Source organism: Nocardiopsis sp. Huas11 (assembly GCF_003634495.1).
GTDB lineage: Bacteria > Actinomycetota > Actinomycetes > Streptosporangiales > Streptosporangiaceae > Nocardiopsis.
This window is the reverse complement of record NZ_RBKY01000001.1, coordinates 1,527,932-1,543,243: the sequence shown is the minus strand read 5'-3', so window position 1 is coordinate 1,543,243 and position 15,312 is coordinate 1,527,932. Positions and strand designations below refer to the sequence as shown.

At 71.1% G+C, this 15,312-nt stretch carries 12 protein-coding genes; 6 read left to right on the top strand and 6 right to left on the bottom strand.

Translation table 11 applies throughout. The features are described 5' to 3' along the window. Positions 1 to 55: 55 nt before the first annotated feature. Positions 56 to 1,909, bottom strand: coding sequence for a glutamine--fructose-6-phosphate transaminase (isomerizing) (gene glmS, locus DFP74_RS06875; RefSeq protein ID WP_121180928.1), 1,854 nt, complete (start codon positions 1,907 to 1,909; stop codon positions 56 to 58). Positions 1,910 to 2,243: 334 nt separating this feature from the next. On the opposite strand from glmS, the gene coaA reads away from it, so the two are divergent. Beyond that, positions 2,244 to 3,149 carry a type I pantothenate kinase gene (coaA, locus tag DFP74_RS06870; RefSeq protein ID WP_233571308.1) on the top strand — a complete coding sequence of 302 codons (906 nt, stop codon included), beginning with the start codon at positions 2,244 to 2,246 and terminating at the stop codon, positions 3,147 to 3,149. 216 nt (positions 3,150 to 3,365) lie between these two features. After that, the gene (locus DFP74_RS06865; RefSeq protein WP_121180926.1) at positions 3,366 to 5,441 is read left to right on the top strand and encodes an AAA family ATPase; all 2,076 of its coding nucleotides are present in this window, start codon (positions 3,366 to 3,368) and stop codon (positions 5,439 to 5,441) included. Between the two features lie 52 nt (positions 5,442 to 5,493). Here the strand turns inward: DFP74_RS06865 and DFP74_RS06860 are convergent, their stop codons facing one another. Both DFP74_RS06860 and DFP74_RS06855 read right to left on the bottom strand, forming a co-directional pair. Then, on the bottom strand, positions 5,494 to 6,198 hold the full coding sequence (locus tag DFP74_RS06860) for an Atu4866 domain-containing protein (protein ID WP_121180925.1): 705 nt from the start codon (positions 6,196 to 6,198) through the stop codon (positions 5,494 to 5,496). A 184-nt stretch (positions 6,199 to 6,382) separates the two neighbouring features. Continuing rightward, the gene (locus tag DFP74_RS06855; protein ID WP_121180924.1) at positions 6,383 to 7,114 is read right to left on the bottom strand and encodes a DUF998 domain-containing protein; all 732 of its coding nucleotides are present in this window, start codon (positions 7,112 to 7,114) and stop codon (positions 6,383 to 6,385) included. 216 nt (positions 7,115 to 7,330) lie between these two features. On the opposite strand from DFP74_RS06855, the gene DFP74_RS06850 reads away from it, so the two are divergent. The 4 genes from DFP74_RS06850 to DFP74_RS06835 all read left to right on the top strand — a co-directional run bounded on the left by DFP74_RS06850 (position 7,331) and on the right by DFP74_RS06835 (position 11,210). Continuing rightward, complete coding sequence (locus DFP74_RS06850) at positions 7,331 to 8,239, top strand: universal stress protein (RefSeq protein WP_121180923.1); 909 nt, start codon at positions 7,331 to 7,333, stop codon at positions 8,237 to 8,239. 491 nt (positions 8,240 to 8,730) lie between these two features. Next, positions 8,731 to 10,539, top strand: a complete 1,809-nt coding sequence (locus DFP74_RS06845) for a phosphoenolpyruvate carboxykinase (GTP) (protein WP_121188088.1) — start codon at positions 8,731 to 8,733, stop codon at positions 10,537 to 10,539. Positions 10,540 to 10,683: 144 nt separating this feature from the next. Next, positions 10,684 to 10,950 (top strand): type II toxin-antitoxin system prevent-host-death family antitoxin, encoded by a 267-nt coding sequence (locus tag DFP74_RS06840; protein WP_121188087.1) that lies wholly within the window; start codon positions 10,684 to 10,686, stop codon positions 10,948 to 10,950. Then, positions 10,947 to 11,210, top strand: a complete 264-nt coding sequence (locus tag DFP74_RS06835) for a type II toxin-antitoxin system RelE/ParE family toxin (RefSeq protein WP_121180922.1) — start codon at positions 10,947 to 10,949, stop codon at positions 11,208 to 11,210. Before DFP74_RS06840 ends, DFP74_RS06835 begins: the two co-directional genes overlap by 4 nt. Before the next feature lie 58 nt (positions 11,211 to 11,268). Here DFP74_RS06835 and DFP74_RS06830 read toward each other — a convergent pair whose 3' ends face one another. From DFP74_RS06830 to DFP74_RS06820, 3 genes are all read right to left on the bottom strand, one after another. Further along, positions 11,269 to 12,753, bottom strand: a complete 1,485-nt coding sequence (locus DFP74_RS06830; RefSeq protein ID WP_121180921.1) for an NCS1 family nucleobase:cation symporter-1 — start codon at positions 12,751 to 12,753, stop codon at positions 11,269 to 11,271. A gap of 92 nt (positions 12,754 to 12,845) precedes the next feature. Then, a complete protein-coding gene (locus DFP74_RS06825) occupies positions 12,846 to 14,357 on the bottom strand; it encodes an NCS1 family transporter (RefSeq protein WP_121180920.1) in 1,512 nt (503 codons plus the stop codon). A 24-nt stretch (positions 14,358 to 14,381) separates the two neighbouring features. Then, complete coding sequence (locus DFP74_RS06820; RefSeq protein WP_233570843.1) at positions 14,382 to 15,173, bottom strand: aspartate/glutamate racemase family protein; 792 nt, start codon at positions 15,171 to 15,173, stop codon at positions 14,382 to 14,384. Positions 15,174 to 15,312: the final 139 nt, after the last annotated feature.

The window sequence follows — 15,312 nt, the reverse complement described above, 5'->3', positions numbered from 1 at the left end:
GTGCCCGGCCGGGGCCGAAACCCCTGCTGGACACACCCCGTCGTTCGGTGTGCCGCTACTCCACCGTGACGCTCTTGGCGAGGTTGCGCGGCTGGTCGACGTCGTTGCCCTTGGCGAGGGCGAGCTCGCACGCGAACACCTGCATCGGGATCGTCGACACGATCGGCTGCAGCAGGGTCGGCACGGCCGGGATCTCGATGAGCACGTCCGAGTACGGGCGCACCGACTCGTCGCCCTCCTCGGCGATGACGATGGTGCGGGCGCCGCGGGCGCGCACCTCCTGGATGTTCGACACGATCTTGTCGTGCAGCACGCTGCGCCCCTTGGGCGAGGGCACCACGACCACGACCGGGAGACCGTCCTCGATCAGCGCGATCGGGCCGTGCTTGAGCTCGCCGGCCGCGAACGCCTCGGCGTGCATGTAGGCCAGCTCCTTGAGCTTGAGCGCGCCCTCCATGGCCACCGGGTAGCCGACGTGGCGGCCCAGGAACAGCACCGTGTCGGCGTCGGCGAGGGAGCGGGCCAGCTCGCGGACCGGCTCCACCGTGTCCAGGACCTTCTCGATCTGCTCGGGCATGGTGGCCAGCTGGGCGATGACCGTGTTGATCTCGTCGCCGAACTTCAGCCCGCGCACCTGCGCCAGGTAGAGGCCGATGAGGTAGCAGGCGGCCAGCTGGGTCAGGAAGGTCTTGGTGGCGGCCACTCCGACCTCGGGCCCGGCGTGGGTGTAGAGCACGCCGTCGGACTCGCGCGGGATCGTGGATCCGTTGACGTTGCAGATCGCCAGCACGCGGGCGCGCTGCTCGCGGGCGTAGCGGACCGCCATCAGGGTGTCCATGCTCTCGCCGGACTGGGAGATGGCGATGACCAGGGTCTGCTGGTCGAGGATGGGGTCGCGGTAGCGGAACTCGCTGGCGACCTCCACCTCGCACGGGATGCGGCACCAGTGCTCGATCGCGTACTTGGCGATCAGGCCCGCGTGGTACGAGGTACCGCAGGCGATGATGACGATCTTCTCGACCGAGCGCAGCTCCTCGGGGGACAGGCGCATCTCGTCGAGCGTGAGATGGCCGTCGACCGTGACCCGGCCCAGGAGGGTGTCGGCGACCGCCTGCGGCTGCTCGACGATCTCCTTGAGCATGAAGTACTCGTAGCCGCCCTTCTCGGCGGCGGAGGCGTCCCAGTCCACGTGGTACTCGCGTACGTCCACCGGGTTGCCGTCGTAGTCGGTGACCACGACGGAGTCGGCGCGCAGCTCCACGACCTGGTCCTGGCCCAGCTCGACGGCCTCGCGGGTGTGCGCGATGAACGCGGCGACGTCACTGGCCAGGAAGTTCTCGCCCTCACCGCGGCCGACGACCAGCGGGGAGTTGCGACGAGCCGCGACGACCAGTTCGGGGTCGTCCACGGAGGTGGCCACGAGGGTGAAGGCGCCCTCCAGGCGGCGGCACACGCTGCGCATGGCGCTCGCCAGGTCACCGTCGCCGCGGGCGGCCAGCTCGGTGGAGAGCAGGTGGGAGACGACCTCGGTGTCGGTCTCGGAGAGGAACTTGCAGCCCTTGTCCTCCAGCTCCAGGCGCAGGGAGGCGAAGTTCTCGATGATGCCGTTGTGGACCACCGCGACCCGGTGGTCGTTGTCGACATGGGGGTGGGCGTTGACATCGTTCGGGGCGCCGTGGGTGGCCCACCGCGTGTGCCCGATGCCCGCGCCGTCACCACTGATGGGGGCGGCCTCCAGCGCGGCGCGCAGGTTGGCGAGCTTGCCGGCCCGCTTCGCACTGCGCAGGACACCGTCACCGATGACCGCCACACCCGCGGAGTCGTATCCGCGGTATTCCAACCTTGCGAGGCCGTTCACGACGACCTCTAGCGCCGGTTGCGGCCCGACGTAGCCAACGATTCCGCACATGGCCGCCAGCGTAGGCGAAAAGGGGCGGTGTTTCGACCAACCACCCGCCCATACCACTGGTTGTTTTCGCAGGTAGCGGTATAGACCATTTGGTGTATCGGTGGTAGACCACGCAGGTGGGGGCCCGATGGGGGGACCGAGTGGAACGTATTCCACCACGTCCGCACCCGGCTGAAAAAACCTTCGGGGACGTGCGGGTGAACGTGTGGTTTCACCCACGTTGTCCGCCCAGGTGGGGGCTGGGGGGAGCCCGGGTGCGAAGCGCGGTCGAGTGCCTCGTCTAGGGTGGTCACTCGTGTCCCAGACGACGAAGAACGGCCTGTCATCGCCGTACGTGGAGCTGGATCGGGAGGCCTGGGCGGCCCTCCGGGCCTCCACGCCCCTGTCCCTGACCGAAGAGGACCTCGCCGTCCTGCGGGGTACCACCGACCCCACGTCCCTGGACGACGTGCGCGACATCTACCTGCCGCTGTCGCGCCTGCTCAACCTGTACGTGGGCGCCACGCAGCAGCGGCACGCCGCCGTGCGCGCGTTCCTCGGTGAGGCGGACCGCCCGTCGCCGTTCATCATCGGTGTGGCCGGAAGCGTCGCGGTGGGCAAGTCCACCACGGCCAGGCTGCTGCGGTCGCTGCTGGCGCAGTGGCCCAACCACCCGAACGTGGAACTGGTCAGCACCGACAACTTCCTGTACCCGAACTCGGTGCTGCAGTCGCGCGGGCTGATGCGCAGGAAGGGTTTCCCGGAGAGCTACGACCGGCGCGCGCTGGTGCGCTTCGTGTCGGAGATGAAGGCGGGGGCGGAACGCATCGACATCCCCGTCTACTCGCACCTGAGCTACGACGTGGTGCCGGGCGAGAAGCAGACGGTGCTGCGCCCGGACATCCTCATCGTGGAGGGCATCAACGTCCTCCAGCCGGCCACGGCGGGCCGGCTCGCCGTGGCGGACTTCTTCGACTACTCGATCTACGTCGACGCCAGGGTCGAGAACATCCGCGGGTGGTACCTGGACCGGTTCCGCGAGCTGCGGCGCACGGCCTTCTCGGACCCGCGCTCGTACTTCCACCACATGGCCACCTCCATCAGCGAGGAGGAGGCGCTCGAGTTCGCGGCGAACACGTGGCGCACGATCAACGAGATCAACCTGGTCGAGAACATCCGGCCCACGCGGGGGCGGGCCACGCTCGTCCTGTACAAGGGGGACGACCACCGGGTGCGCCGCGTGAGGCTGCGCAAGACGTAGTTTCCCCGGGCCGCCGCTCGTGCCCACGCCCGGCTCCGCCCTCGGTCTCGGTTGTGGTTCCGGGGCGGGTCTGGGCTAGGCTGGTGGCTCTTTTGGTGGCGCACCCCTTGGGGTGCTCATGGATCGGAACGAACCGGGCCCTCGTGGCGACCGGGGCGGGACCCGCGCACACGCGCCGCCGCGTCACTGTCCCGCCGAACCCTCCGAGGTCCCGCCATGACCACGACCGATCCCTCCGCCATGCCCGTGAGCCCCGAGCTCCAGGCCGAACGCGACCACCTCGCCGCCGCCCGCGCCGCGCTGCGGCGCATGCGCGAGAGCGTCGAGGGCACCGAACTGATGCTCGGCGACGTCGTCAACGACAAGGTCACCAACGCCGCGCTGCGCAAGGGCCGGGAGCGGCGGATCGTCGCACTGGCCGACGTGCCCGACGCGCCCCTGTTCTTCGGCCGCCTGGACTTCGACCCCGGCACCGTTTTCCTGCACGAGGAGGGCGACGCCGACCGCGTGCACATCGGTCGTCGCCACGTGCACGACCCCGAGGGCCGGCCCATGGTGCTCGACTGGCGCGCGCCGGTGTGCGTCGCCTACTACCGGGCCTCGCCCGGCGACCGGATGGGCGTGCGCGTGCGCCGCAGGTACGGCTTCGGCCCCGGGGCCCTGCTGACGGCCTTCGAGGACGAGGACCTGGTCGGTCCCGCGCCGGCGGCCGACGCCGGGGGCGACCTGCTCGCCACGGAGATCGAGCGCCCGCGCACCGGACCGATGCGCGACATCGTCGCCACCATCCAGCCCGAACAGGACGACCTGGTCCGCGCCCCGCTGGAGACCACCCTGTGCGTGCAGGGCGCGCCCGGGACCGGCAAGACCGCCGTGGGCCTGCACCGCATCGCCTTCCTGCTGTACACCGAGCGCGAGCGGCTGTCCCGGTCCGGAGTGGCGATCATCGGACCCAACCGGTCGTTCCTGTCCTACATCCGCGACGTCCTTCCGGCGCTGGGCGAGGTCGACGTCGCCCAGACCACCGTCGAGGACCTGGTGGACGTGGGCCTGCCGGTGCGCCGGGTGGAGGAGCCCGCCGCCGCGCGCACCAAGGGGCGGGCGCTGATGGCCGAGGTCCTGCGCCGCGACCTGTGGGCGCACCTGCGCACCCCGCGGGAGACCGTCATGGTGCGCCGCGGCTCGCGCCGCTGGCGCCTGTACCCGGAGGACCTGCGCCCGCTGCTGGACGAGCTCGCCGGCCGCGGCGTCGCCTACGGTTCCGGACGCGACCTGCTCTCTCACCGGATCGCCCACGCGGTCCTGTCGCTCATGGAGGGCGCCGGGGAGGTCTGTGACGACCGCACCCACCAGCAGGTGCGCCGGGACCCGGCGGTGCGCGCGGCCGTCACCGCCCTGTGGCCCAAGGTCGACCCGGTCAAGATGGTGCTGGGGCTGCTCACCGACCCCGAACGCCTCGCCCGCGCGACCGAGGGCCTGCTCACCGCCGAGGAACAGGCCGGCCTGCTGCTGCCGGGACGCCCGCGCGGGCCGAAGTCGGCCCGGTGGTCGCTGGAGGACCTGGTGCTGATCGACGAGGCCGCCGCGATGATCGAGCGCCCCGTGAGCCTCGGGCACGTGGTGGTGGACGAGGCGCAGGACCTGAGCCCGATGCAGGCGCGCGCCATCGGACGGCGCTGCGCGTCGGGGTCGCTGACCGTCCTCGGCGACATCGCGCAGGGCACGAGCCCGGCGGCCGCCGCGAACTGGTCGACGCTGCTGGAACACCTGGACAAGCCGACCGGACACCTGCGCGTGCTGGACCGGGGCTACCGGGTCCCGGCGCAGATCATCGACTTCGCGGCACGGCTGCTGCCGGAGATCGCCCCCGGACTGGGTGCGCCGGTGGCCGTGCGCCGCGCGCCCGGGGCCCTGCGGATCACCCACGCGGCCGACGGCCTGGCGGCGGACGTGGTCCGGGCGTGCCGCGGCGCACTGGAGGGGGAGGGCTCGGTCGGGCTCATCGCCGCCGACGGTGAGCTCGCCGCCCTCCGGGAGGCCCTGGAGCGGGAGGGGCTGCCGACGCCGCCGCTGCTGGGGGAGGGCGAGGCCGGGCTGGACGCCGCCCGCCTGGTCGCGGTCCCGGCGAGCCTGGCCAAGGGGCTGGAGTTCGACGCGGTGGTGGTGGCCGAGCCGGCGGACATCGTCGACGCGGAGGAGCGCGGCCTCAACCGCCTCTACGTGGTGCTCACCCGTGCGGTGAGCACCCTGCACGTGGTCCACGCGCGCCCCCTGCCCTCCGCCCTCGCCTGAACCGGACGAAGGCCGGCACGGGGCGCGCCGTCGGCCGCGACCTCGGGGGGCGTCAGCGGCGGTGGAAGACGTAGCCCGCGTGGTGGAGCACGTCGTCGCGGAAGCTGCCGTAGGCCCAGAAGCCCAGGTCGTCCCGGTAGACGATGCGGTCGCCCTCGATCCAGAACGAGCCCTGGTAGGCGTGGGGGCGGCCGCCGCGCGCCTCGTCGTAGCGGCCGTCGGCGGCCAGCTCCTGGTGGATGAAGCCCGTCTCGTCGATCCACAGGCCCAGGTAGGGGCTGTCCGCCGGGCTCGCCGACGCGGGCTCGATCGGGGTCGGGGCCAGACGGCGGCCGTCGACCAGCGCGATCTCGCCGTCGACGACGATCGCGGCGGCCTGCTCCGGGCGCCAGATCACGTGTTCCAGGTCCAGGGCTCCGGAGATCACGGCGAAGGTCGCCGGGTTTCCGGGGGCCAGGGTGCCCACCCGGTCGGAGGGGCGGCGGCGCAGCCCGGCGACGGTGCCGTTCTCCACGACGCCCGGCACGATGGTCAGTCCGGTGCAGTCCACGACGACGGCCCCGTCGTCCTCGGCCGCGGTGTGCAGCCCGGTGCCGACCCCGACGATCTCCCTCGTCCCCAGGAGCAGGTCGGCCCCGGTCAGGTGGCCGATCACCGGGTCGAGCGTGTGCACGGTGGCGTTGACGAACAGCAGCGGGCGCCGCGGCTCGGCGGCGATGGTCTTCAACAGGTCCTCGTCGAACAGTGTGGGGTTCATGGTCCGGCTTCCGGTGGTGTGGGTCAGGGACGCTCCAAGCCTCGCCCGCGGGCACCTCGGCGACCAGGCCGGACTCCACCTGGGAGCGGCACACCCTGGCGCGGCCCTCCCCCCGGTCCCGGCCTGGTGCCGGCCGGGCCCCGCCCTGGTGCCGGCCGGGCCCCACCCGTCCCGCCCCGGTCCCTCACACCGGACGTCGGGGCGTGCTGGTGAGGCCGCTGTGGGGGACCCGCTTCCAGGGGCCGGGCAGGACGCCGGCGCAGAGCAGCCACAGGGCGACCGTCACCAGGTGGGCGCGCTCCAGGAGGCCGAGCGTGACTCCCGGGGCGCCGGAGCCGTCGGCCGCCAGCAGGAGGCCCGACAGGACCAGCACCGCCACGACCGCCACGGTCTGGGCCGCGGCCACGACGGCCACCGGCAGCCACGACCGCATGCCGTGGAGCCGCAGGCTCACCGCCAGGGACACCACGCCGAGCAGGCCCGCGAGCATCGCGACCACGGCGACCACCGCCTGTGCCACGGTGGCGCCGGCCAGTCCCTCGGCCAGCGACTCCGCCGCGCACGCGACGTCGGTGGAGACCACGCACGGTCCGGGCAGCAGGGACGCGGTGAGCGAGGCGGCGCCGAACACCGCCATCGAGGCCCACGAGACCGTGAGCCATCGGCGCGACCACCGCGCGCCCAGGGACAGTCCCAAGCCGGCGGCGAGCAGGACCAGGATCGACGCGATCCGGTGCGCGTCGTCCAGGAACCGGCCGAAGGGCGAGTCCAGGTCGGCCAGGACGCCCTGCGCCGCGCCGACTCCCGGCAGGACGACCTCCACGACCCAGAAACTGAAGACGATCGCGGCGGCCACGGCCGCGACCCGGCCGTCCCGCTGGTCCCAGTGCACGTGGTCCGAACTGGCGTGGGGCATGGCACGCTCCTGTTCCGGCGAGGTTGGCGACGGATGGTCGAACAGGATCGGTCTACCCGTCGCACCATGTCAGCGACCGTGCTGGGACACTACTTGACCCAACTCGCATCGGCACCGTTATGCGCTGGTGCGTGTTCTCGGGCCATGATCAGGAGACACCGATCAGGAGGTCCCGGGTCACCCGGGGGTCACCGACCGACAAGAAAGGCGCACGCGATGGACGGCGCAACCACGACACGGTGGGTGGTCGTGGGGGTGGACGGCTCCGAGTCCAGTCGCCACGCGTTGGAGTGGGCCGCCAACCAGGCCGCGCAACGCGGTCTCGGGGTACGCATCGTCACGGCGGCGGGTCCGCTGGCGGGCGTGGGCGCGTTCGCCGGGCTCGGCGACGCCGATCCGGTGCCCCCCGACGACACCGACACCAGTGGCGCGACCCTCCTGCTCGACTACGCCGGCGACTGGGTCTCCCGCCTGTTCCCGGAGCTGGAGGTCCAGACCCGCCTGTCCTACGCGCGTCCGGTCGACGCCCTGCTGGCCGAGTCCTCCGCGGACGGCTGCGCCGCGGTGGTGGTCGGCTCGCGCGGGCTGAGCGGGATCGTCGCCGCGTTCGTCGGCTCCGTGGGCATCGAGCTGGCCGCCCGCGCCTCGGTGCCGGTGGTCGTGCTGCCCCGCGAGCACGCCTCGGCGCATGGCGTGCGCGGCCGGGTGATCGTGGGGACCGACGGCTCCGAGCCCAGCCGGCGGGCGGTCGACGTGGCGTTCCGGCACGCGGAGTTCGCGCGCACGGAGCTCGTGGCGGTGAGCGCCTGGCAGCCCCTGGTGGCCTTCGCCGCGGCGACCGGGCCCATTCCGCCCGAGCTCTTCGACGACGCCACGGCGGCCGAGGCCGCGCGCCAGTCGCTGGAGGAGGAGATCGCCGAGCCGCGGCTGCGCCACCCCGGGGTGACCGTGCGCACGCGGGTGGTGCGCGCCCACCCGGTCGTGGCCCTGCTGGAGGAGGCCACCCCGGCCGACCTCATCGTCGTGGGGTCGCGCGGACGCGGCGGCTTCCGCGGCCTGCTGCTCGGTTCGGTCAGCCATTCCGTCCTGCACGGGGCCAAGGGGCCGGTCGCCATCGTCCGCTGACCCGGTCCCCGCCCGGGCGGTTCGAGGGCCGGCCCGCTCGACGTGATGCCGCGTGAACCGAGGGACGCGGTGGTCACCGGCGTGCGCTGCGGCCGGGACCGCCGGCCGGCCTCCCCCACACCCGGTTCCGCGCAACTCCGTACGTACCTGGGCGAACGCGCGGACACGGTGCGACGAGCGCGCACATTGGTCTAGTGATTCCCTCCGGTGGCCGGAGTCCGTCGTGTGACGAACAGCACCGGACGTTGGTGCTGGTGGGGCACCTTCCCGCCGTGCAGGGCAAACCCGTGGTGAGCAGTGTGTCGGACGGTAGCGCGGGTGAGGGCCGCGGCGAGTGTCCGGATCGTCGGATTCCCTTGCTGTGCAGGGGATTCCGGTACCTGTGCGGCATTGATATAGACCATTGGCCTATACCAATTGGTCACCGCTGGCCGTCGTCGTTCATGATGCGAGGGATCTCGACTTTCGTATGAGGAGCGGCTGTGACTGACGTGGGTATCGACGTGGGCGTAGCACCGACCAGCCATGAGGGACTGATCTCGTGGGTTCGTGAGGTCGCCGAACTCACCCAGCCCGACGAGGTCGTGTGGTGTGACGGCTCGGACGAGGAGTGGACGCGCCTGACCGACCAGCTGGTCGAGCAGGGCACCTTCACCCGGCTCAACCCGGAGAAACGGCCCAACAGCTTCTACTGCACGTCCGACCCCAGCGACGTCGCCCGTGTCGAGGACCGCACCTACATCTGCTCCGAGCGGGAGGTGGACGCGGGCCCGACCAACAACTGGATCGCCCCCGACGAGATGCGCGCCACCTTCGGCGAGGTCTTCAAGGGCGCCATGCGCGGCCGCACCATGTACGTCGTCCCCTTCTGCATGGGACCGCTCGGCGGCGACATCTCCCAGCTCGGTGTCGAGATCACCGACTCCGCCTACGTCGCCGTGTCCATGCGGATCATGGCCCGCATGGGCGCGCCCGCGCTGCGCCTGATCGAGGAGCGCGGCGACTTCGTCCGCGCCGTCCACTCCGTGGGCGCCCCGCTGGAGCCCGGCCAGAAGGACGTGCCCTGGCCGTGCAACTCCACCAAGTACATCTCGCACTTCCCCGAGACGCGTGAGATCTGGTCCTACGGCTCCGGCTACGGCGGCAACGCCCTGCTCGGCAAGAAGTGCTACGCGCTGCGCATCGCCTCGGTGATGGCCCGCGACGAGGGCTGGCTCGCCGAGCACATGCTGATCCTCAAGGTCACCTCGCCCGAGGGCGCCTCGCACTACGTCGCGGCGGCCTTCCCCAGCGCCTGCGGCAAGACCAACCTGGCCATGCTCCAGCCGACGATCCCCGGGTGGAAGGTCGAGACGGTCGGCGACGACATCGCCTGGATGCGCTTCGACTCCGAGGGCCGGCTGCGCGCGATCAACCCCGAGGCCGGCTTCTTCGGCGTCGCGCCCGGCACCGGCGCGAAGACCAACGCCAACGCCATCGAGACGCTGTGGGGCAACAGCATCTTCACCAACGTCGCCCTGACCGACGACGGCGACGTGTGGTGGGAGGGCCTCACCGAGGAGCCCCCGGCGCACCTGACCGACTGGAAGGGCCGCTCCTGGACGCCGGACTCCACGGAGCCCGCCGCCCACCCGAACTCCCGGTTCACCACCCCGGCCGGCCAGGCGCCCACCATCGCCGACGAGTGGGAGGACCCGGCGGGCGTGCCGATCTCGGCCATCCTCTTCGGTGGCCGCCGCGCCACCGCCGTGCCGCTGGTCACCGAGTCCCTGAGCTGGCAGCACGGCGTGTACCTGGGCGCCAACGTCTCCTCCGAGAAGACCGCGGCCGCCGAGGGCACCGTGGGCGAGCTGCGCCGCGACCCGTTCGCGATGCTGCCCTTCTGCGGCTACAACATGGGCGACTACTTCGCCCACTGGGTGCGCATCGGCCAGCAGGCCGACCAGTCCAAGCTGCCGAAGATCTTCTACGTCAACTGGTTCAAGAAGGACGCCGACGGCCGCTTCGTGTGGCCCGGCTTCGGTGAGAACAGCCGCGTCATCAAGTGGATCGTGGAGCGGCTGGAGGGCCGGGCCGACGCGGTCTCCACCCCGATCGGCAACGTCCCGACCGCCGAGGCGATCGACACCGAGGGCCTGGACCTGTCCGCCCGGGACCTGGAGTTCCTCCTGGAGGTCGACCCCGAGATCTGGAAGCAGGAGGCCGCCCTGGTCCCCGAGTTCTTCAAGACCTTCGGCGACCAGCTGCCCAGTGAGCTCTGGGACGAGTACCACGCCCTGCTGGACCGCCTCGGCCAGTAGGAGTCTCCACGCCGGTCCATCCTCTTCCGTGCAGCGGACCGGCCAGGGGGCGCGGGCACCTGGTGCCCGCGCCCCCTTCGCGCGTCCGGAGAGTGGCCATCGGAGAAACTCCTGTACCAACGGTCCGTTGTGTACCATTGGTTCATGAGCGAGATGCAGGTGGAGTCCATTCGCGAAGTCCGTGATCACATCGCCGACGTCGTCGACCGAGCCGACCGGGATGACTCGCCCACGGTGATCACCAGACGCGGCAAGGAGGTCGCCGCCGTCGTCCCCATCGAGCTGCTGCGCCGCTACCAGCAGCTGGAGGAGCAGGAGATTCTGCGCATGGTCCATGAGCGCATGGCCAGCCCTGAACCCGGCATTCCTATGGCGGACGTGATGGCGGAGATCCTCGCGGAGTCGGAGTGACCTACCGAACCGTCTTGCGGCCGGAAGCGCGCGCGGAGCTGCGCAAGCTGCCGCGCAACGTCGCGATGAACGTGTTCCGCAAGCTCACCGAACTCGAATCGGACCCCCTGGGGTTCGGGACGACGGCACTGGTGGGCGATCCAGAGGTGCGTCGGCTCCGAGTCGGCGACTACCGGGTGGTCTACACCGTCGAAGACCGTCGTCTCGTCATCTGGGTCGTTCACGTCGGGCACCGTTCCAGCGTGTACAGGGACCAGTGATCGGCCGAGGGGCGCGGGCACCTGGTGCCCGCGCCCCCTTCGTGCGTCCGGAGAGTGGTCAGGCGGCGGCCGGGGTGCGGGAGCCCAGACGGGCGAACACCACGTGCGCGGCCGCCCCGGCCAGGGCGCCCAGCAGCCAGGCGTAGCCGGACAGGCCGGAGAGCGCCGGCGCCCACACGGTGGCCACCGAGAACACCGAGGCCAGCACGAACGCCGTCAGGGCGCGCAGGTTCCAGCCGCGGGTGTAGTGGTAGGCGCCGGTCGGGGACGTCGAGTAGAGGTCGCTGACCACCATGCGCCGACGCCGGATCAGGTAGTAGTCGGCGACGATGATGCCGTAGAGCGGGGCCAGCACCGCGCCCAGGGTGTCGACGAAGGCCGCGATCCCGATCTGTTCGATGAAGCCCACCCACAGGCCGCCGATGACGAAGGCGATCGCGGCGGTGATCAGCCCGCCCGTGCGCGCGCTGATCTTCGAGGGCGCCAGGTTGGCCAGGCCGTAGGCGGGCGGCACGAAGTTGGCCACCACGTTGATGCCGACCGTGGCCACGAAGAACGTCAGCGAGGCGACCACCGTCAGCCAGATGTTGTCCACCCGCTCCACGATGTCGGCCGGGTTGGTCAGCGCCTCACCGTGCAGCACCGCGGTCCCGGCGGTGATGAACAGCGCCAGGAACGAGAACAGCGCCAGGCTCACCGGCAGCCCCAGGAGGTTGCCCCGCCGCATCGCCTTCTCGGTGCGCACGAACCGCGAGAAGTCGCCGTAGTTGATGACCACGGCCGCGAAGTAGGCCACCATCGTGCCGACGATCGCGGAGAACGCCGCGACGGGGCCGCCCTCATAGTCGCCGCTGCCGGCGAAGACCTCGCCGATCTGGGAGAACAGGCCGTTGCCGGCCTGCGCCCAGATGACCGCCAGCAACACGATCATGACGATGTACACGGCCGGTCCGGCCCAGTTGAGGAACGTGCCGATCCAGGCGATGCCGCGGATGAACAGCGCCACCTGGAACACCGCGACGATCGTGTACGACACCCACCCGACCAGGGCCATGCCCAGGAACGTGCCCTCCGGCCCCGGCCCGAACAGGGCGGTGATCAGCAGAGCGATCGCCGTCGAGGCCAGGTAGGTCTGCGCCCCGAACCAGAAGATCGCCACCACGCCCCGCACGAGGGTGGGGAACTGGGAGCCGTGCACGCCCAGGCTCGCGCGGGCCATCACCGCGAACGGGATCCCGTAGCGCACGCTCGGCCGGCCCACGAGGTTGACCAGGACCATGACGATCAGCCCGGAGAGCACGATCGCCGCGAACACCGACCACCCGTTCAACCCGTAGGAGATGAACAGCGTGGCGGCCAGGGTGTAGCCGAACAGGCTCTGGATGTCGTTGGACCAGACATTGAAGATCTCGAAGGCGCCCCACCCCCGCTTCGCGACGGGCAGGGGAGCGAGGTCGTCGTTGTACAGGCCCGGGTCCGGATCGTGGACGTCGAGGGATTCGGCGGGCAGCGGCTCCCGCGCGGTGGTGGTGTCGGGTTTCATGGCGGTGCTCCAGTGGAGGGTAGGGATCGGTGTGGCGCGGGCCGGGTGCCCGCGCGGAGGCGGGGCGGCGGTCAGCGAAGGCGGGGCGGCGGTCAGATGTCCTCGCGGCCGGTGGCGCGGTCGGCCAGCCGGTCCGTCGGCACGAGGTCGAACCCGCCGGTGTCGGGGTCGTGCACCCAGCTGCGCCCGGTGCTCGTGGCCAGGAAGTCGTCGGGGCCGGAAGGCGAGAGCTCCTCCTGGGGGAAGCGCGGCAGGATCCACACCCGCATGAGCACGAGGTAGACCGCGAAGGCGATGGGGAAGCCGATGACGTAGGCGTAGTCGAGGGCGAACAGCGCGGCGCCGGACGCGGTGCCCCAGGCGATCAGCGCGGCGGGGTTGACGCCCCGGAAGTACCGGTACTGGCCGTCGGAGCGGAACAGGTGCGGCACGTTCAGGCGGCGCCGCCTGATGAGGTGGTAGTCGGCGATCATGATCCCGGCGATCGCCGCGATGAAGCCGCCGTAGTAGCTGAGGAAGGTGAAGAGGTTGTCCAGCAGCAGCCACGGCATGACGGCGGTGGCGACCACCCCGGACAGGACCACGCCGAACCGGTAGGAGAGCCACGGCGCCAGGGCGTTGACGAAGTTCAGCGCCGCCGGGACGACGTTGGCCGCGGTGTTGGTCGACCACTGGGCCAGCACGATCATCACGAGCAGGATCCCGAGCACGAAGCCTGTGCTCTCGCCCTGGATGACGTCGATGGGGTTCCAGTTCCCGGTGACGATGACCGAGACCGCGCCGATGAACGCGATCCACATCTGCATCACCGGCAGCACCACGAACTGCGCGAGGAGGACGGTGCGGTTGCGGCGCAGGAAGCGGCGCTCGCCCGAGGGCGTGGCCACGAACCGGGTGATGTTGGGGATGTCGACGGAGACCGGCGCCCACACGGCCATGTTGACGATGAACAGCGCCGCGAGCGAGGTGTCACCGCTGCCCGCGAACGTCCAGATGTTGTGGCCCTCCAGCTGGGCGATGCCGTCGAGCGTGAAGTACATCCACAGGGAGATGGCCAGGATGCAGGGCGCGGCGACGGCGGCCAGGCGCTCGATCGCCTTGATGCCCAGGGCCACGTTGATCACCTGGACCACCAGGAACACCGCGTACCACAGCGGCCAGGAGCTGAACCCGGTCCAGTACTCCACGAGCCCGTTGATGGCCAGCGCGCCCAGGTAGGTCTGGATGCCGAACCAGCAGGCGGCGACGATGCCGCGCGAGATCGAGGGCAGGTGGGTCCCGATGGTGCCGAACGGCGCCCGCAGGTAGACGGCGAAGGACAGGCCGTGCTCGGTGCCGATGTCGGCGGTGAGGGTCATGACGATGGCGAGGGTCATCGTGGCGGTGAGGACGATGGCCATGACCACGGGCAGGGTGACGCCGCCCTCGACGCCGTTGGCGCCGTACTGGAAGGTCACGATGACCACGGCCAGGCCGACCCAGATCCAGATGAAGCCCCACAGCCCGATGGGGCGCTGGGTCAGCCAGGTGGGCAGGATCGACTCTTCGAGGAGGTGGTCGGCCTTGCGATGGGCCGCTGGAGGCGGAACGGACGGTTGTTCCATGGGGGATGGCTCCTTCGCTATCGGTCAGAGGAGGCGGACCCGGGCGTCCCGAGGCGACGGCGGTGTGGCCGTCGGGACCGTGGTCGAGGTGGATGCCGGACGCAGTGGCCAGCCGGTCACGGCCTTGGGGCGCGGCGTGGCGTAGGTGCGGACCTTGCTCGTACTCAGGCCGAGCCCGACGAGGGACTCGGCCAGGGGGATCGCGGCCGTGACACCGTCGATGACGGGGACTCCGGTCGCGGCGCGGACGGCCTCGTCCAGCCCCGCCATACCCGAGCAGCCCAGGCAGATGACCTCGGCGCCGTCCTCCTCGACGGCGGCGCGGGCCTGGGCGGCGATCGCGGCGGTGGCGGCGGCCGGGCCGCGTTCGATGTCCAGGACCGGGAGCCCGCTGGCCCGCACCGACGCGCAGCGTCGATCGAGCCCGGCGAGCAGGAGCCGGTCCTGGATCTGGGGGACTGTGCGGTCGAGGCTGGTCACCACGGAGTAGCGGCGCCCGATGAGGCAGGCCAGGTGCGCGGCGGCCTCGGTGATGTCGATGACGGGGACGTCGCAGAGCTCCTGGAGCCCCTCGCGGCCGTGCTCGCCGAACCCGGCCTGGACGACGGCGTCGTAGGGCCCGTCATAGGCGACCACGCGGTCCATCACGGCGACGGCGGACAGGTAGCTCTCGAAGTTGCCCTCCACGGACTCGGGTCCGAAGAAGGGGGTGAGCGGCACGATCTCGGTGCCGGGCGCGGCCACCGAACGTGCCTGCTCGGCGATCACCTCGGTGACCGAGTCGGTGGTGTTGACGTTCACCAGCAGGATGCGCATCCTCGTCCTTCCGCGCCGCGGGACCTGACCTGGTGATCCTGTGTCGTGGATCACTCTGGGAACACCGTAGGCTTGTGAAGCTATAACTTCAATATCTATAAAGCAATCACTTCACAGACTCGCTACGTAGACTTAACAC